The sequence below is a fragment of the Shewanella sp. HN-41 genome, from assembly GCF_000217915.1.
GTDB lineage: Bacteria > Pseudomonadota > Gammaproteobacteria > Enterobacterales > Shewanellaceae > Shewanella.
In genome coordinates this window covers 75468-93603 of the sequence record NZ_AFOZ01000023.1, presented here as the reverse complement: position 1 = coordinate 93603, position 18136 = coordinate 75468, and the positions used below count along the sequence as shown (strand labels likewise).

Genomic DNA, 18136 nt, shown 5'->3' with positions numbered 1-18136 from the left:
AGAACTATGGCTAAGTTGATAGGGTTCTTGTCCAACATATCACCCGAGATCCACCAATACTTAGTGATCACAGGCAACTATTGGGCATTCACGCTCACCGATGGGGCGCTGCGTATGTTAGTAGTGCTCCATTTTCATGGTTTAGGTTATAGCCCGCTGCAAATTGCAATGCTATTCCTCTTCTATGAAATTTTTGGGGTGGTCACTAACTTAGTTGGAGGTTGGCTTGGGGCGCGTTTAGGTCTAAATAAGACCATGAATATAGGACTATTTATGCAGATTGTCGCCCTTAGCATGCTGTTGGTGCCGAGCAGTATGCTTACGGTTGCTTGGGTGATGGCGGCGCAGGCCTTGTCGGGTATTGCTAAAGATCTCAATAAAATGAGCGCAAAAAGCAGTATCAAGTTGTTGGTGCCTAAGGATGCTCAGGGTGAGTTGTATAAGTGGGTCGCTATGCTCACCGGATCCAAAAATGCGCTAAAGGGCGCGGGGTTCTTCCTCGGTGGTGCCTTGCTGACCCTGTTTGGATTCCAGAATACCGTGCTAGGTATGGCGATTGGGCTATTGCTGGTGTGGATGTTTAGTCTATTAAGTTTGCGGCGCGACTTAGGTAAAGCCAAAAACAAGCCTAAGTTTACCGAAATTTTCTCTAAGAGTGCGGCGGTAAACACGCTTTCTGCTGCGCGGATGTTTTTATTTGGCGCGCGGGATGTGTGGTTTGTGGTGGCTTTACCCGTGTATTTGGCCTCAACCTTTGGTTGGGATCACTGGTATGTCGGCGGCTTTCTTGCGCTCTGGGTGATAGGTTACGGCATAGTGCAAGCTTTTGCGCCCCGATTAACGGGAACAAAGCAGAGTGAGCACCATAAAGTGCCCGATGGTCGAACAGCCTTAGGCTGGGCGGCGGTATTGAGCATAGTGCCAGCATGCATTGCTCTCGCACTCAGTTATGACTTCCATGCCGCGAATATGTTGGTTTGGGGACTAATGCTGTTTGGGGCCTTATTTGCCATCAATTCCTCATTACACAGCTATCTTATCGTCAGTTATGCCGACGAAGACGGTGTGTCCTTGGATGTGGGCTTTTACTATATGGCCAATGCGATGGGGCGCTTAATCGGCACTGTGCTGTCTGGCGGGGTGTATCAAGTGTATGGCATGGCGGCATGCCTGTGGATCTCGGCGGCATTTATTGCATTAGCGGCACTTATCTCGATCAAACTGCCAAGGCATTCGGTAGCAGGATCTTGAATGCGATAACGAGCTATTTAGGACGGATCATATCTAACAAAAAAGGCGCATTAGCGCCTTTTCACATGAATGGGACAGATTTGGCTGAGTGATAAATACCTAGGCATAAATTACCCTTTATGCTGAGTTTCCTTTTTGGCAGGGGTCTGCGCCGCGGATGATGGGGCTTGGTTATGGGCTTCATCATCAGCCTTGTCCGGCGCACTAGACTCGGCCTCGCCGGTCTTAAGCTGTTTGTTTTTATCGTGCTGACCAAATTGCGGTAGCTTGAATTTTGCACTGTATTTCAATGCTGCAAGATTGCTGACGATGACACCTAAGATCAAAATGATGATGATCCACACTTCTAAGGTTGACATATACAGCTCCTGTATTGAAAAACGGATTAAAGATTAATCAACTGCCAAACGTTGCTCACACTTACGAATATCTTCTGGGGTATCAACTTCGATAGAGTCGAAGGCACTGATAGCGACTTTGATCCTATGACCATGCTCTAGGGCACGTAGCTGCTCTAACTTTTCCAGATCCTCGAGGCGACCTAATGGCAAGGCGGCAAAGGCTTGTACAAATCTGCGGGTATAAGCATAAACACCTAAGTGTTTGTAAACAGGATAATCTTTGGTGTCGCGGCCGAAGGGAATACGTGCGCGGGAGAAATAGAGTGCGTAGTAGTCGTTATCGAAAACCATCTTCACATGCATAGGATCGTCAAGTTCAGCCTTATTGACAATTTCATAGCCTAAGGTCGCCATTTCAAACTCACCAGGGTGACGTTCGAATAGGCTGATCACTTGTTCGATAGAGGTTGGGTCGATAAGGGGTTGATCGCCTTGAAGATTGATAACCAGATCATCATCCTTAAGCCCTAGCTGGGTAATGGCATCATTGATACGATCAGTGCCCGATGCCGCTTCTGGGCTGGTCATGACCACTTTGCCACCGAAGCTTTCAACGGCCGATTTAATGCGCTCATCATCAGTCGCCACATAGATATTGGTGAGGCCTTTGGCTAACGACGCGCGTTCGTACACGTGTTGGATCATCGGCTTGCCGTTAATCGGGGCTAAGGGCTTGCCCGGGAAGCGGCTTGAACCGTAACGCGCCGGGATTAACAGAGTCACATTCATTGCATTTTCCTATTTTTCAATGGGTCAGTATAAAGAAAAAGGGCTCGCAAACGAGCCCTTTTCATCTGCATCAGCACTTAGATACGGCGGAACAGGGCAGTCAACATCTCGTCTGTGACTTTCTCTTCCCAACCTGCGCCATAGACGTTAGCCCATAATGGACCCATGCTCTTAGTCACGGCAACCATTTTAGCAATGGTTTCATCCGGCAGATCTTTACAGATGTTCTTCGGCAGGGTGATATTGTGCTTCTTCATCATCTGACGGAATTCAGCCACACCTTCTGGGTAGAACTCTTCTAACACGTCGAAGGCGATACAGTTACCGATACCATGGTGGTAACCGAGGATATAAGACAGACCATAGGATACCGCATGGCAAGCACCGACTTGGCTATAAGCGATACTCATACCGCCCATAAAGGACGCCATCATTAGCTTGTCGTCTTTATCTACGTGGTCTTCTAAATAGACCTGACGGCACAAATCCATGGCTTTTTCGGCGTAGGCTTTAGAGAACTCGTTTAAGAAGGTGCCTTCTAATGATTCAACACAGTGGATATAGCAATCCATACCTGTGTAGAACCATTGGTCGGTCTCAACGCCATCGATTAACTCAGAATCCATGATGATTTGGTCGAATACTGTGTAGTCAGAGTTCAGACCTAGCTTACGCACAGGACCACACAATACCGCAGTGCGCGACGCTTCGGCGCCCGTACCGGAAATCGTTGGAATACCGATATGGTGAACCGCTGGGTTTTTGATCAAATCCCAACCTTGGTACATGGCAGAGCCGCCTGGGTTGGTCAGCATCAGCGACACGGCTTTGGCCACGTCCATCGTTGAACCGCCGCCTAGGCCGACAACGCTGACAGGTAGCTTACCGTTAAAGGCTTGAACTTGTTCTGTCAGGGTGTCGATTTGTATTGTGCTTGGCTCATCGTCAACGTTGACCCATATCAGCAGGTCGTGGGCCTTAACTGGAACACGGCCTTCGAGTGGTTTACCCTGGTGAACGTCATCGACTAAAAATACCACGAAGTCATCGTCGGTTTTACGCTGGGCAGCTAAGACTTCGTCTAACTGGGCGAAGGCGCCGCGGCCGAAGATCATCTTTTCAACAACTTTAAAATTCTTAAAACTCATTGCAAAACTCCCGTAGAATTATTGGGCAAATGCTTTTTTGATGTTTTCAATACGCTCGGCAATCTGAGCATCGGTCCAAGACAATTTAATGAGCATGGAAATGGTGCGGCTCATAATGGCATCAGATTTTGGCACAGAGATTTGAGTATAGTCAGGTCTGTCGGCGATTAATGTGATTGGTAACGCTGCAGATGCCTTAAGCTCCTGAATGTGTTTCCAGTTTTTCAGGTAATGCCAGTTGTTCACATACCAGTAGAAGCAGCCGTCAACGCCGTTTTCAGCCAGTTTTTTGCTGATCTCTTGGGTACGCGCTTCGGTGGGTAACATAAAGGTTAAGAAGCCGGCAGAATCACCCTCTGGATCGGGTATTTCACGGAAGCTGACTTCAGGAATGCTGGCCATCGCCTCTTTAATGGTTTTTTTGTTTTTACGTTGAATATCGATAATGGTATCGAGTTTACGTAATTGGGCTAACCCTAAGGCCGCATTCATTTCAGAGATACGGAAGTTCAGACCCATAATCGGGTGTGACTCGGCGCCGCGGTCTTTACCAATGTGGTCATGGCCATGATCGGAGAACATATGGGCGTTGTCGTAGATTTCGGTGTTATTGGTGATCACAGCACCACCTTCACCACAGGTGATGGTCTTGACTGAATCGAATGAGTAGCAACCCACATCACCGATGGTGCCTAAGGCTTGGCCCTTGTAACTGCCGCCGATGGCTTGGCAGGCATCTTCTAACAACACTAGCTTGTGTTTAGCACAGACGGCTTTGATTTCGTCCATCTTGGCCATAGAGCCACACATGTGCACTAAGTTAACGGCTTTAGTACGTGGAGTGATCGCCGCTTCAATGCCTTCTGGCGATAGACACAGGGTCTCGTCGATTTCGGCAAAAATGGGGATTGCACCCGCCATAAAAATCGCTTCAACCGAGGCAACAAAGGTGAAAGGTGGCACGATGACTTCGTCACCGGCACCAATGCCTGCCGCCATTAAGGCCGTTTGCAGCGCGGCAGTACCGCTTGATAATAGGTGGGCATGCTTAACGTTCATTTTCTCGCAGAGCAGTTGCTCCATATCGCGAGTCTTCCAGCGATCATTACGCATATGGTCGAAGTTATAACGGAAGGTAAAGCCATGCTCCATCACATCGGCGACTTCTTGCTTCTCTTCAGGACCAAATAATTCAAAACCGGGCATGGAAGGTATCTCCTTAGAATTTGTGGCGCATAGGTCGCGCTGCAATTAACTGGCGGATTATAACTGGGCTCATTATCCCTTGCGATGTTTTATTGATGAAAATTAATGGGGAAAAAGAAAAACCTACAGCCAGTGTAGGTTTTTACGGGAAGGAATAGGAGCTTTGGTCGAATAATCACCGGTTAAACGGGATCAACGCTTACTCACTAAGCCTTGGCTGCGATCGACGGTCACATCTAAATCCGTTAACAAACCATTATCTATACCGTAGATCCAACCATGGACAGCGACTTCTTGGCCGCGATCCCACGCCTCTTGCACTATGGTAGAACTGGTCACATTGGCGACCTGTTCAATCACGTTTAATTCACACAGGCGGTCGAAGCGCTTTGCCTCGTCCATCTGCAGTAATTCCTCTTGGTAGATTCGGTAGATATCCCGCAAATGTCCTAACCAGTTATCGATAAGCCCTAGGCGTTGTTGGCCCATGGCTGCGCGCACACCACCACAACCATAATGGCCGACGACCATGATATGTTTGACTTTGAGCACATCGACGGCATATTGCAGGACGGATAAACAGTTGAGATCTGTGTGGATCACCATGTTGGCGATATTGCGGTGAACGAAGACTTCGCCGGGCATGAGATCGATGATTTGGTTGGAGGGGACGCGGCTATCGGAGCAACCAATCCACAGGTATTCGGGGTTTTGCTGTTTTGCCAACTGTTCAAAAAAATCGGGATTCTCTTGGCGTATACGTCCGGCCCAGCGGCGGTTATTGTCGAATAAAGGCTTGAGTAATTTCATTTTAACCTATTGTTTTATTGGCATATTTAAATGTCTTCAACACTCTGAATGATACAGGTTACGCACGTTCGGTAAGAGTATACCAGCAAATTTCCCTCTGCTGGTCTATCCAATGTGCAGCCTGTAATGCTTACCCAACGGGCTCTTTTACGTTAAGCCAAACGGGTGATTGATTTTCTATAGGACCCTTGCCAAAAATTGGCTTAAATGTTGATTGACAACATCAGCTTGTTCTAGGGTTGAGATGTGGCCAGCATTGGGAATATGTACTAGCTCACTGCCATCGATAGCATCGTGCATCAAGTAACTTTCTAGTACGCTGCGGGCCTTATCTTCAACGCCAACCATAATCAAACAGGGGAGAGTAAATTGCTCGGCGAAATCCATAGTATCGCGGCGACCAAAAATCATCCGTCCAAGTGAGACTAGGGTGGGGATGGCATCAGGCGTCAGTGAGGCCAAATACTGCTCAAATTTTGCCACAAGTTTTGGGGATTGACTGCTGGCATCCTGGGCGAAAAAGAGTGGGGAGATGGCGCTGATCAGAGGGGCGGGAATGGCTCCAGCCTGTGAAATTATATCTAGCATGCCAAAGTATTTTGCGCGGGTCACCTCAGGTTCGAAACCGATAAAGCTGTCGAGCATGACCAGTGCTTTGACGCGGCTTGGCGCCTTAAGCACCAGTTCTGCCCCCCACATGGCGCCAACCGAGAGTCCAACAAGGCTAAAATGCTCAATTTGCAGGGCATCCATTAAGGCGAGCATATGATCGGCAATATCGAGCAGGCTATGGCAACTCTCGGGTAAGTCTCCCGATTGGCCATGCCCCCACAGTTCAGGCACTATGCAGCGGTACTGACGACTCAACAGTGCAATTTGTGGCGCCCACATGTCGCTATCCCAAAGATAACTGTGTCCAAACAACAGGGCTGGGCCTGTGCCAATATCGAGATAACTTAAGCGACTACCCGCGATGTCTAATTGGTGACGATGTGAAGAAAAATCCATAAAACCTACTTAAATCAAAGAGTATTTTTAGATAACTATAATGCTAAGGCTGAAGATGATCCTTAGGAGTGGCAATCTGCCGTACATATTTATCCACTAATGTATCTAAACGGGCGAGTACGGCCCCTTTAAGCAACATATCACTGTTTTCAATAAGGTTTGCCAGTGCTAAGTGATCAAACTGAGGTAAAAGCGTCTGGGAAACGGGGAAATAGCTAATGTGCCAAGGCTCAGGGCTGACCCCACTCTTTCCCCGTTGAAACGGGAAATAAAAACCAAACGCTTCAGCATGGGTAACCAACCAGTGGTGTAGCTTAGCGCAGGGGCCCTGGTGTGAGTATTCCGCCTCAACTAAGCGCAGATCACTGATCGCAACCTGCTTAGCATCGAAGACATCGATATCTGTGCCCCAATGGTGGCGTGATGCACCGGGAAGGGCTGACCAGAGTAAGATTAAATCGATAAGCTCATTATCTGTTAAGCCTTCAATATCAACAGCTTGCTCGTTTTCATCCAGAACCGCACGTTTCCCACTCGCCTTAGCGTTCCATATCGCCAATTGGCGGTCAAAGGGGCGATAGGCGGAGCAGATGGCCAATTGAATGCCATCTTTTGCCGCCTTTTCTGCCATAGCGCCGAAGGCGATGGCTGTATGGGGTTCCAGTAAAAAACCTGTGGCTTGGCCAGCGTTCGGGCTTAATACCTCGACTAAGGCATGGGATGCTAAGCCATAGAGACGAGCGGTTTCGGGAGTGATCAGGGCCGCATTTAGCACAATAACTGTTCCAAAATCACTTCATAACACAGGGCCAATTGCTCAAGATCATCGACCTTAACGCATTCATTCACCTTATGAATAGTGGCGTTGACTGGGCCAAGTTCGAGCACTTTTGCCCCCGTCGGGGCAATAAAGCGTCCGTCCGATGTGCCGCCCGTGGTCTGTGGATCTGTTTCATAGCCCGTGACCTGACGAATCGCATGACGGGTCGCGTCTAACAGCGGGCCATCGCCAGTTAAAAATGGCAAGCCGTTGAAAGTCCAACTAATATCGTAATCCAGCTCATGGGCTTTTAATAAGGCTTCCACGCGATCGATTAAGATTTCGGCGGTCACTTCGGTAGAATAGCGGAAGTTAAACATCACCTCTAAGGTACCGGGGATCACATTCGATGCGCCAGTGCCGCCGTTAATATTGGCGATTTGCATGCTGGTAGGCGGGAAGAATTCGTTACCGTTATCCCAGTGAGTTTGGCTCAACTCGGCTAAAAATGGTGCGGCTCGATGGATAGGGTTATCCGCGAGGTGCGGGTAGGCTACATGGCCTTGAATCCCCTTAACGGTTAAGTTAGCGCTGAGACTGCCACGGCGACCATTTTTCACTACATCCCCGAGTTTCAAGGTGGATGAAGGTTCCCCTACCAATGCCCAAGTGATCTTTTCATTACGGGCTTCTAAGGTATCGATAACCCTAGTGGTGCCATTGATAAAGGGGCCTTCTTCATCGCTGGTGATCAAAAACGCAATCGAACCGGAATGATTGGGATGCTTGGCCACAAAACGCTCGGTCGCGACAATCATCGCCGCCAGCGAGCCTTTCATATCGGCGGCGCCGCGGCCATAGAGATAACCATCGATAATGGTCGGTTTAAAGGGTGGGGTATGCCAGTGGCTGATATCGCCCGTTGGCACGACATCCGTATGGCCTGCAAAACAAAACACTGGGCCATCATTACCACGACGTGCCCACATATTAGTGGTGTCTTCAAAGACCATAGGTTCAATATTAAAACCGATGACGCTGAGTCTCTCAGCCATCAAGGTTTGACAGCCTTCATCTAACGGTGTGACCGAAGGGCGAGCGATCAAGTCTTTAGTGAGTTCGGTTACCGGCTCAGTTTTCGAAGAGTGTGCTGCGTGCGTCATAGGGAAAAGACCTTCTTATACTTGGCTTCATTAAAGCCAACAAGCACTTGCTCGGCAACGACCAGTACTGGGCGTTTGATGAGGGTTGGGTGAGTGAGCATCAGCTGAATGGCTTTGGTTTCATCGATATTGGTTTTCTCTGCATCACTTAAGGCACGAAAGCTAGTGCTGCGTTTATTAAAGACGGTTTCCCATCCGGCGGTGTTACACCAATGCTGAAGATCCTTTTGCGCGAGTCCATCTTCTCTAAAGTCATGGAAGTTGACTGGAAGTTGATGAGTTTCAATCCATTTGCGTGCTTTACGCACTGTATCGCAATTCTTAATACCAAAAAGGGTCAAAATGTTGCTCCAGTGTTTATGGGCGCTTGGCATACAAGCTTTGATTTTGCTCGCATTGTGGCATTGTGAGCATGATGTCACAAGTAGGATCTCGCCTTGCCTTGATGGGAAAAGGCATAAACCGAGTGGGATGGACCGCTTGCTCGCCTTATCGTGTAAAGGGTGGCATTTGGGCATCTACTCGTCACTCAATTAGCGCAATCGATATTTATCACTTACCTCTGGCGAGATTTTGACTAGACTCAAAGCGTAGGGCTAATTAAGGGGAACACTATGGACTCAATCAAAATTCGCGATCATATGGACCGTCAACCCGTATTGTTGCGTGCGAATATGTCACTTGCTACCGCCGTTGAAAAACTATTAGATCACAATAAAATGGGGGCCGCCGTGGTTGACGATAATGGCAATCTGGTCGGTTTTTTATCCCAACAGGATTGCTTGGCCGTTATGCTAAAAAGCAGTTACCACTGTGATATGACTTCCGTCGTGAAAGATTGTATGCGTACAGAGGTGCTCTTTGTGGGGCCAGAAGACAGCATTTTGCAGTTAGCGGAGCAGATGCTTGGGCCAAAACCTAAAATTTATCCCGTGGTAGAGCAGGGAAAAGTGATTGGCACTATCAATCGCACCAATGTGTTAAAGGCCATGAACGTTTATATGCAGCAGTGTTACTTAGCTCCGGCCTAGGGCAATGACTCCGTGCGTTTATCGGGTTACCTTACGTCTGAATTTGTAGGATTTAAGGCGCATCTTAGGTAAATTATCCATACCAATGCGCCACGTTCCTTGCTAGGATCGCCGTTTTTGATGCTAGCAATGGAATTTGGTTTTGAACTCTGACAAACATCCGCTATCGAACGCCTTTCTTAATCTTTGCTATCAGAGCGACGCGTCGCGGATCCGTCGTCGTTTATTTAAGCTCAATAAAGAAGCCAACTCAGATAAAAAGACACAAATATTAGCCAAACTGACTGAGCAAGCGCAGGCCGCTTTCGATAAGGCTGAGCAGCGTCGCGTTGCACGGCCAAAGATCCAATACCCCGAAAACCTGCCTGTGTCGTTAATGCGCGATGAAATTGCCCATGCAATTGCCGGTAATCAGGTAGTGATCATTGCCGGTGAAACGGGTTCGGGTAAAACGACTCAGTTACCTAAAATTTGTTTGGAATTAGGCCTAGGTTGCCGTGGCATGATTGGTCACACTCAACCGCGCCGTTTGGCGGCCCGCAGTGTGGCTAGTCGGGTTGCCGAGGAATTACAAAGCCCCCTCGGCGAAGTGGTCGGTTTTAAGGTACGCTTTGCCGATGCGCTTAAGAGTGAGTCCTATATCAAGTTGATGACCGACGGTATTTTGCTGGCGGAATTAACCTCGGATCGCTATTTAGATCAATATGATACCATTATTATCGACGAGGCCCACGAGCGTAGCCTCAACATTGATTTTATCTTAGGTTACCTCAAACAAATTCTGAAAAAACGCCCCGACTTAAAGGTCATCATCACCTCGGCCACCATAGATGTGGAGCGTTTTTCTAAGCATTTCAACAATGCACCTATTATCGAAGTCTCAGGGCGTACCTTTCCGGTAGAAACTCGCTATCGCCCATTGGTGCAGGATAGTGACGCCGATCTGGATCAAATCGAAGGGATTTTTGCCGCTGTCGATGAGCTGGTGGCCGAAGGTCTTGGCGATATTTTGATCTTTATGAACGGCGAGCGGGAAATCCGTGATACCGCTGAGCAATTAAGCCGCCGTAATTACCGTGATACTGAAATTTTGCCCTTGTACGCACGGCTTTCCTACGGTGAGCAGTCCAAGGTATTTAGTAGTCACAGGGGCAGGCGGATTGTGCTTGCCACTAACGTAGCCGAAACCTCGCTGACTGTGCCGGGGATTCGTTATGTGATTGACCCAGGTACGGCACGCATCAGCCGCTATAGCTATCGCACTAAGGTGCAGCGTCTGCCGATTGAGCCTATTTCACAGGCGAGTGCTAACCAACGTCAAGGACGTTGTGGCCGCGTGGGACCGGGGATTTGTATTCGTTTGTACGATGAGGCGGATTTTAATAATCGTCCGGCGTTTACCGATCCTGAAATTTTGCGCACTAACTTAGCCTCGGTCATTTTGCAGATGCTCGCCATCGGCCTTGGGGATATTGCGGCGTTTCCTTTTATCGAGCCACCCGATCCGCGTCATATCCGCGACGGTTTCTTACTGCTCGAAGAATTACAAGCGGTAGCGAACAAACATGGCAAACTCGTGCTGACCCCACTGGGGCGCAATTTAGCGCAAATTCCTGTGGATCCGCGTTTGGCGCGTATGGTGGTCGAGAGTCAGCAGTTAGGCTGTTTAAATGAAGTGCTGGTGATTGCCGCGGGCCTGTCGATCCAAGATCCCCGCGAGCGGCCTATGGATAAGAAGCAGGCCAGTGATGAGGCTCACCGCCGTTTTGCGGATCCACATTCCGATTTTGTCAGTTGGATAAACCTGTGGCAGCACTTAAAAGATCAACAAAAAGAGTTATCTGCTAGCCAGTTCCGTAAAAAATGTCGCGATGAATACTTAGCCTACCTGCGGGTGCGCGAGTGGCAGGATCTGTATACTCAGCTTAAGCAAGCGGTTCATGATCTCAAATGGCGTTTAAACGATACCCCAGCCAGTTATGATGCCCTGCACCGTGCGCTCCTGTCGGGGCTGCTAAGTCATATCGGTTTTAAAGATAACAATAACGAGTACTTAGGTGCTCGTAATCGTAAGTTTTTTGTGTTTCCGGGTTCGCCACTCGCCAAAAAAGGTCCTAAGTGGATCATGGCCGCAGAACTGACCGAAACCTCACGCTTATTCGCTCGTTGCTGTGCCAAAATCGAACCCGAATGGTTAGAGCCTTTAGCCGCGCATTTGATTAAGAAAAGCTATGTAGAACCCCATTTTGAGGCTAAACCCGGCAGCGTTATCGCCCTCGAGAATCAAGTGCTCTATGGTTTGACTGTGGTGCACCGCCGCAAAGTGCAGTACGGCCCCATAGATCCTGTTGAAGCGCGGGAGATCTTTATCCGCAGCGCCTTGGCAGAAGGGCAACTGCAAACCCAAGAAGCGTTTTTTGTCGCGAATCAGAAGCTGCTCGAAGACATTGAATCGCTGGAGCATAAATCCCGCCGCCGCGATATTTTAGTGGATGAGCAAGTGCTGGTGGACTTTTACGAGCCGCGTATTCCCCAAGGCATTTATAACGCTCAGTTGTTTTTTGGTTGGTGGAATAAGACCAAGCGCGAGCAACCGGATTTATTGGATTTTAACAAAGCCCTGTTAATGCAGCGCAGCGCCGATCATATCTCGGCCTTGGATTTTCCCGATACTTGGCATAAGGGCAATTTACGCCTCAAACTCAGTTATCATTTTGAGCCCAGTGCCGCGGACGATGGTGTGTCTGTGCACATTCCGGTGGCATTACTCAACCAAATTGATGATACGGATTTTGATTGGTTGGTGGCTGGGCTTAGGGAAGAAAAGTGTATTGCCCTGATTAAGTCGCTGCCTAAGAGTTTGCGGCGTAATTTTGTGCCGGCGCCGGACTATGCCCGTGCTTGCGTGCAGGCAATGGCGCCCTTTAGCGCTAGCTTGCTTGAGGCCATGTGCAAGCAGTTATTGCGTATGAGTGGCACGCGTATATCCCCAGAAGACTTTGATTTAACGCAACTTCCTGTGCATCTGCAGATGAATTTTAAAATCGAGGATGACAAGCATAAACTTATCGCACAGGGGCGATTGCTCGATACCCTCAAGGCTGAGTTGCAGGGCGTAGTGGCGAAAGCTATCCGTCAGGTTGCCGACAAAGGGATAGAACAAGAAGCGTTAACCGAATGGTCCTTTGGCGAGCTGCCCAAACAATATCAGCAGCAGAAGGGCAATTATCAGGTTCGAGCGTTTCCGGCGCTGATCGATAATAAAGACAGTGTAGCAATCAAATTATTTGATGATGAATTTGAGGCACAGGATGCTCACCGCCAGGGCCTACGGCGTTTGCTGTTGCTTAATATCCCTTCGCCGGTGAAGCATTTACAGCAAGCCTTACCTAATAAGGCAAAATTAGCCATGTATTTCAATCCCTTTGGTCAAGTTCAAATCTTGATTGATGATATTATTGCCGCCGCAGTGCAGCAGTTGTTGGATGAAAAACAGCTGGATGTTCGGGATAAAAACCAGTTTGAGCAGGCAAAGGATTGGGTTCGTCAAGAACTTAACCCGACCGCCGAACAAATTGCCCTGAAAGTTGAGCAGATTTTGACCCTATATCAGGGCATTAAAAAGCGCCTCAAGGGTAAAATTAGCCTAGATATCGCTTTTGCTATGAGTGATATTCAAAGCCAATTAGACAAACTCGTGTTCAAGGGATTTGTCGAGGCCTGTGGCTGGAGCCGTTTAGCCGATGTGGCGCGTTACTTAAAGGCGATTGAAACCCGTATAGATAAATTACCCGTCGATCCGACCCGTGACCGTTTGCATATGCAAAGCATCAATAAAGTGCAGGAGGTATTAGCGGCGCAGCTCGCCAAAGTGCCGCGCTCGCAGCCAACGCCTGTGGCCTTGATTGAGGCTCGTTGGATGATGGAAGAATATCGGGTGTCGTGCTTTGCACAAGTGTTAGGCACTGCTTATCCGATATCTGAAAAACGGATTTTAAATCATATACAACAGATTTAATTGTTTGATTTAAAATAGAATATAGTTCTCATTTATTTTGTTAAATTAAAAAACTACTTCATAAAAAACCGAGTAAAACTGACCGTTTGCTCGGTTTTTATTTCATTCGTGCCTCTTTCTTTTGAGATCATGTCGTTATCTCGTGAGATTTTAAATCTTTCTGCTGTCTACTCCTTTATGAATACCCTGTGATTTTTGGCCACTTTTTTGTGGTTTTCTCGCGGTAATTTTTCTATTTCAGGGACTTTTTAATCGTTAAATTAAATTAAGTGATTGTCTTTTAATTTTTTAAATCAGTTAAAAACCTAGATCTAACCAATATTTACAACAAATTGATGATCTGGATCAAGCATCATCTGCTTTACCGATTTGGAGGTATACATTTTATTAACAGCACAAAGGTATGATCGTTATGTGAAGAAAAGATTTAATTAATATACATAAAACTTCCGTAAAACCAGTGTGAATTGAGTTCAAAGTAAAACGGGAGATACCCTCTTGGAGGCCGCATGAGTGCTAGCGCTGCAGAAGAAAAATCCTTAGAACTGAAAATTTTTATCTTTTTAACCGTGCTATTAGCACCGATATTGTCCGTATTACTGGTCAGTGGCTTAGGCTTTGCGATTTGGTTCAGCCAAATTCTCACTGGTCCACCGGGTGCAGGCTAAGCCGAAAACAACAATAACAATGCAATAGAGTGGAATGTCGGATGAGCAAAGAACTTCATATCACCAGTTTAGTGGTGCAAGTATTGCCGCAGAAAATGGCAGACGTTAGGCAACACATTATGACGATTGAAAACGCCGAACTTTCCGTGAATAACGATGTGAAATTGGTCGTTGTACTTGAAGGCGATTCCCAACGCGCCTTGATGGACGGCATAGAAAAGATCAATGCCATTCCTGGCGTCCTATCCGCCACTATGGTTTACCACCAGAGTGAAACGCTCGAAGAGGGTGAAGAATGAACATGAACAGACGCGATTTTATTAAAGCCAATGCGGTGATCGCCGCGGCGGGTGCAGCAGGTTTAGCCTTGCCCGCGGGCGCAAGCAACTTAATTACCAGCTCAGAACAAACTAAACTCGAATGGAACAAGGCGCCTTGCCGTTTCTGTGGCACGGGTTGTTCCGTGATTGTCGCCACCCGCGATGGCAAAGTCGTGGCCACCCACGGCGATGCCAACAGTGAAGTTAACCGTGGCCTGAACTGCATCAAAGGCTATTTCCTATCGAAAATCATGTACGGCAGTGATCGTCTTACCACGCCTATGCTGCGAATGACCGATGGCAAATACGATAAACACGGCGAATTCTCACCTATCAGCTGGGACAGTGCCTTTGACATCATGGCGCAAAAATGGAAAGAAACCATCAAAGCCAAGGGGCCAACCGCGGTGGGGATGTTCGGCTCGGGCCAGTGGACAGTATGGGAAGGTTACGCCGCCGTTAAGTTGATGAAAGCGGGCTTTGGCTCGAACAATATTGACCCTAATGCGCGCCACTGCATGGCGTCGGCGGTTGTCGGCTTTATGCGCACCTTCGGTATCGATGAGCCTATGGGTTGCTATGACGATATGGAAGCGGCCGATGCGTTCGTGCTGTGGGGCTCGAATATGGCCGAAATGCACCCCATCCTCTGGAGCCGCGTGACTGATCGTCGCTTGAGTGCATCCCATGTCAAAGTGGCTGTGCTGTCCACCTTTGAGCATAGATCCTTCGATTTAGCCGATTTGCCGATAGTGTTCACCCCGCAAACCGACTTAGCTATGTTGAACTTTATTGCTAACTACATTATTCAAAACGATAAAGTGAATTGGGACTTCGTTAAAAAACACGTCAATTTCCGCCAGGGCACCACAGACATAGGCTACGGTTTACGTCCAACCCATCCCCTTGAGAAAAAAGCCAAAAATGTGAAAACGGCGGGGGATTCTACCCCAATCGATTTTGATACATTCAAGGCGTTTGTGGCCGATTATACGGTTGAAAAAGTCAGTAAACTGTCCGGTGTTTCAGAGGATAAGTTAATTGAACTGGCGAAACTCTATGCCGATCCTAATACGAAAGTCACTTCGTTCTGGACCATGGGCTTTAACCAACATACCCGCGGTGTATGGTGTAACAACCTGATTTATAACATCCACTTACTAACGGGTAAAATTTCTACCCCAGGTAACAGCCCATTCTCATTGACGGGTCAACCGTCAGCCTGTGGTACGGCCCGTGAAGTGGGGACTTTCTCCCATCGTTTACCCGCCGATATGGTGGTCACTAATCCTGAGCACAGAAAACACGCCGAAGAAATCTGGAAGATCCCCAGTGGTATCATTCCGCCTAAACCCGGTTACCACGCCGTCGAGCAAAACCGTCGGTTAAAAGACGGCGACTTGAACTGCTATTGGGTACAAGTGAATAACAATATGCAGGCCGGTCCTAATATCAATGAAGAAGGGCTACCAGGATATCGCAATCCAGCCAACTTTATTGTGGTATCGGATGCCTACCCAACGGTCACCACCCAGGCGGCGGATCTGATCCTACCAACTGCGATGTGGGTTGAGAAAGAAGGCGCCTATGGTAATGCCGAGCGCCGTACCCAGTTCTGGCACCAAATGGTGCAGGCACCGGGTGAGTCCCATTCGGATCTGTGGCAATTGATGGAATTTTCCAAGCGTTTTACCACGGATGAAGTCTGGTCGAAGGAAGTGCTCGCCGCTAACCCTGAGTTTAAGGGCAAAACCTTATTCGAAGTACTGTACCAAAACGGTAATGTTGACAAGTTCCCATTGACGGATGCCGATCCTAAGTATCTGAACAACGAAGCGAAACACTTTGGTTTTTATGTACAGAAGGGCCTATTCGAAGAATACGCGACCTTTGGCCGTGGCCATGGTCACGACTTAGCCCCCTTTGAGGCTTACCACGAAGCCCATGGACTACGTTGGCCCGTGGTCGATGGTAAAGAAACCAAGTGGCGTTTCCGCGAGGGAACCGATCCCTATGTTAAAGCGGGTAAAGGCTTCGAGTTTTACGGTAAACCAGATGGCCGCGCGGTGATCTTTGCGCTGCCCTATGAACCTGCCGCCGAGTCTCCGGATGAAGAATATGATATTTGGTTATCCACAGGTCGCGTGCTTGAGCACTGGCATTCGGGTTCGATGACCCAACGTGTGCCCGAGCTTTACCGCGCCTTCCCCGATGCGGTGTGTTTTATGCACCCAGAGGATGCCAAAAAACGTGGTCTTCGCCGTGGCGATGAAGTGCGAGTGGTGTCACGCCGTGGGGAGATCAAGACGCGAGTCGAAACCCGTGGTCGTAATAAACCGCCCGTTGGCCTTGTGTTTGTACCTTGGTTTGATGCCAGCCAGCTCATTAATAAAGTCACCTTAGATGCGACAGATCCTTTGTCAAAACAAACTGACTTTAAGAAATGTGCGGTGAAAATCGTCAAGGTATAAGGAGTACAGGATGAAAACATTCAAATTAGTCTCAGCATTAGGCTTACTCGCACAGGGATTAGTCTTTATGGCCAGCGTATCGGCGGCCACTGTTCCCGATGAGAGAATCGATACCTTGCGTCAGGCACCGATCAATATCGAACCTACGCCCCCTGCGATGCAAACGGTACGTAACACAGATGTAAAAGAAGTGCGTAATTACCCGATGCAACCGCCAGTGATCCCACACAAAATTGATGGTTATCAGTTAGATCTTAAAGTGAATAAATGTATGGCCTGCCACGCGAGAAGCCGCACCGGTGACTCCCAAGCGCCTATGGTCAGCGTGACACACTATATGGATAGGGATAATAACTTTTTAGCCGAGCTTTCTCCGCGTCGTTATTTCTGTACTCAATGCCATGTGCCGCAGTTAGATGCCAAATTACTGGTCGAAAACGACTTTGTGGATATGGAACATCTTATTAAAGCCAACACCGAGCAGAAAAAACACTAGGAGTTAGCATGTTAGATAAACTGAAAAAGATCTGGCAAGTACTCAATCGCCCGAGTGTGCACTACAGTTTAGGTTTTTTAACCTTAGGTGGCTTCGTGGCGGGAGTGATTTTTTGGGGGGGATTTAACACTGCATTAGAAGCAACCAACAGGGAAGCTTTCTGTATCGGTTGTCACGAAATGGAAAATAACGTCTACCAAGAATTACAGACGACGATCCATTTCACTAACCGCAGTGGTGTGCGTGCGACCTGTCCCGATTGCCATGTGCCACACAATTGGACCGATAAGATCGCCCGCAAGATGCAGGCCTCTAAGGAAGTGTGGGGTAAAGTGTTTGGCACTATTAATACCCGTGAGAAGTTTGAGGACAAACGGCGTGAGTTGGCGGAGCACGAATGGGAAAGGTTAAAGGCAAATGACTCTTTAGAGTGTCGAAACTGCCATAACTTCACCTATATGGACTTTACCCGCCAATCACCTCGGGCGGCGCAGATGCACTCCACCTCGCTGGCGAGCGGAGAAAAAACCTGTATCGACTGCCATAAAGGCATTGCCCACCATCTCCCCGATATGAAAGGGGTGGAAGGCTTCTAACCTGCAATATTGAGTATCACTCCAAGGCCAAGTGTATTTCACACTTGGCCTTTTTATTGT

General features: G+C 48.2%; 17 protein-coding genes. 8 read left to right on the top strand and 9 right to left on the bottom strand.

Annotation, left to right across the window (positions count from 1 at the left end; translation table 11 throughout):
* Positions 1-6: 6 nt before the first annotated feature.
* Positions 7-1251: an organoarsenical effux MFS transporter ArsJ gene (gene arsJ / locus SOHN41_RS09240; protein ID WP_007648136.1), complete on the top strand. Its 1245-nt coding sequence runs from the start codon at positions 7-9 to the stop codon at positions 1249-1251.
* Between the two features lie 110 nt (positions 1252-1361).
* On the opposite strand, the gene SOHN41_RS09235 is transcribed toward arsJ, so the two are convergent.
* The 9 genes from SOHN41_RS09235 to SOHN41_RS09195 all read right to left on the bottom strand — a co-directional run bounded on the left by SOHN41_RS09235 (position 1362) and on the right by SOHN41_RS09195 (position 8817).
* Positions 1362-1610, bottom strand: a complete 249-nt coding sequence (locus SOHN41_RS09235) for a DUF2897 family protein (protein ID WP_007648134.1) — start codon at positions 1608-1610, stop codon at positions 1362-1364.
* Between the two features lie 33 nt (positions 1611-1643).
* On the bottom strand, positions 1644-2381 hold the full coding sequence (gene kdsB, locus SOHN41_RS09230) for an 8-amino-3,8-dideoxy-manno-octulosonate cytidylyltransferase KdsB (protein ID WP_007648132.1): 738 nt from the start codon (positions 2379-2381) through the stop codon (positions 1644-1646).
* 77 nt (positions 2382-2458) lie between these two features.
* On the bottom strand, positions 2459-3529 hold the full coding sequence (kdnB, locus tag SOHN41_RS09225; RefSeq protein ID WP_007648131.1) for a 3-deoxy-alpha-D-manno-octulosonate 8-oxidase KdnB: 1071 nt from the start codon (positions 3527-3529) through the stop codon (positions 2459-2461).
* Positions 3530-3547: 18 nt separating this feature from the next.
* Complete coding sequence (gene kdnA / locus SOHN41_RS09220; protein ID WP_007648128.1) at positions 3548-4735, bottom strand: 8-amino-3,8-dideoxy-alpha-D-manno-octulosonate transaminase KdnA; 1188 nt, start codon at positions 4733-4735, stop codon at positions 3548-3550.
* A gap of 192 nt (positions 4736-4927) precedes the next feature.
* The gene (gene can, locus SOHN41_RS09215) at positions 4928-5545 is read right to left on the bottom strand and encodes a carbonate dehydratase (protein WP_007648126.1); all 618 of its coding nucleotides are present in this window, start codon (positions 5543-5545) and stop codon (positions 4928-4930) included.
* A 177-nt stretch (positions 5546-5722) separates the two neighbouring features.
* A complete protein-coding gene (locus tag SOHN41_RS09210) occupies positions 5723-6553 on the bottom strand; it encodes an alpha/beta fold hydrolase (protein ID WP_007648124.1) in 831 nt (276 codons plus the stop codon).
* A 43-nt stretch (positions 6554-6596) separates the two neighbouring features.
* Positions 6597-7328, bottom strand: coding sequence for a M15 family metallopeptidase (locus tag SOHN41_RS09205; RefSeq protein ID WP_007648123.1), 732 nt, complete (start codon positions 7326-7328; stop codon positions 6597-6599).
* A complete protein-coding gene (gene dapE, locus SOHN41_RS09200; protein WP_007648120.1) occupies positions 7322-8476 on the bottom strand; it encodes a succinyl-diaminopimelate desuccinylase in 1155 nt (384 codons plus the stop codon). The genes SOHN41_RS09205 and dapE overlap by 7 nt, the downstream gene beginning before the upstream one ends.
* On the bottom strand, positions 8473-8817 hold the full coding sequence (locus tag SOHN41_RS09195; RefSeq protein ID WP_037458636.1) for an ArsC family reductase: 345 nt from the start codon (positions 8815-8817) through the stop codon (positions 8473-8475). The genes dapE and SOHN41_RS09195 overlap by 4 nt, the downstream gene beginning before the upstream one ends.
* A 273-nt stretch (positions 8818-9090) precedes the next feature.
* On the opposite strand from SOHN41_RS09195, the gene SOHN41_RS09190 reads away from it, so the two are divergent.
* The 7 genes from SOHN41_RS09190 to SOHN41_RS09160 all read left to right on the top strand — a co-directional run bounded on the left by SOHN41_RS09190 (position 9091) and on the right by SOHN41_RS09160 (position 18076).
* Entirely contained in the window at positions 9091-9507 is a 417-nt protein-coding gene (locus SOHN41_RS09190; RefSeq protein WP_007648118.1) for a CBS domain-containing protein, read from the top strand.
* 136 nt (positions 9508-9643) lie between these two features.
* Positions 9644-13525, top strand: coding sequence for an ATP-dependent RNA helicase HrpA (hrpA, locus tag SOHN41_RS09185; protein WP_037458594.1), 3882 nt, complete (start codon positions 9644-9646; stop codon positions 13523-13525).
* Between the two features lie 509 nt (positions 13526-14034).
* Positions 14035-14193, top strand: a complete 159-nt coding sequence (locus tag SOHN41_RS09180; RefSeq protein ID WP_007648116.1) for a periplasmic nitrate reductase, NapE protein — start codon at positions 14035-14037, stop codon at positions 14191-14193.
* 41 nt (positions 14194-14234) lie between these two features.
* On the top strand, positions 14235-14492 hold the full coding sequence (locus SOHN41_RS09175; protein WP_007648114.1) for a chaperone NapD: 258 nt from the start codon (positions 14235-14237) through the stop codon (positions 14490-14492).
* 2 nt (positions 14493-14494) lie between these two features.
* A complete protein-coding gene (napA, locus tag SOHN41_RS09170; protein WP_007648112.1) occupies positions 14495-16984 on the top strand; it encodes a nitrate reductase catalytic subunit NapA in 2490 nt (829 codons plus the stop codon).
* Between the two features lie 10 nt (positions 16985-16994).
* Entirely contained in the window at positions 16995-17480 is a 486-nt protein-coding gene (locus tag SOHN41_RS09165; protein ID WP_007648110.1) for a nitrate reductase cytochrome c-type subunit, read from the top strand.
* 8 nt (positions 17481-17488) lie between these two features.
* Positions 17489-18076, top strand: a complete 588-nt coding sequence (locus SOHN41_RS09160; RefSeq protein WP_007648108.1) for a cytochrome c3 family protein — start codon at positions 17489-17491, stop codon at positions 18074-18076.
* Positions 18077-18136 lie beyond the last annotated feature (60 nt).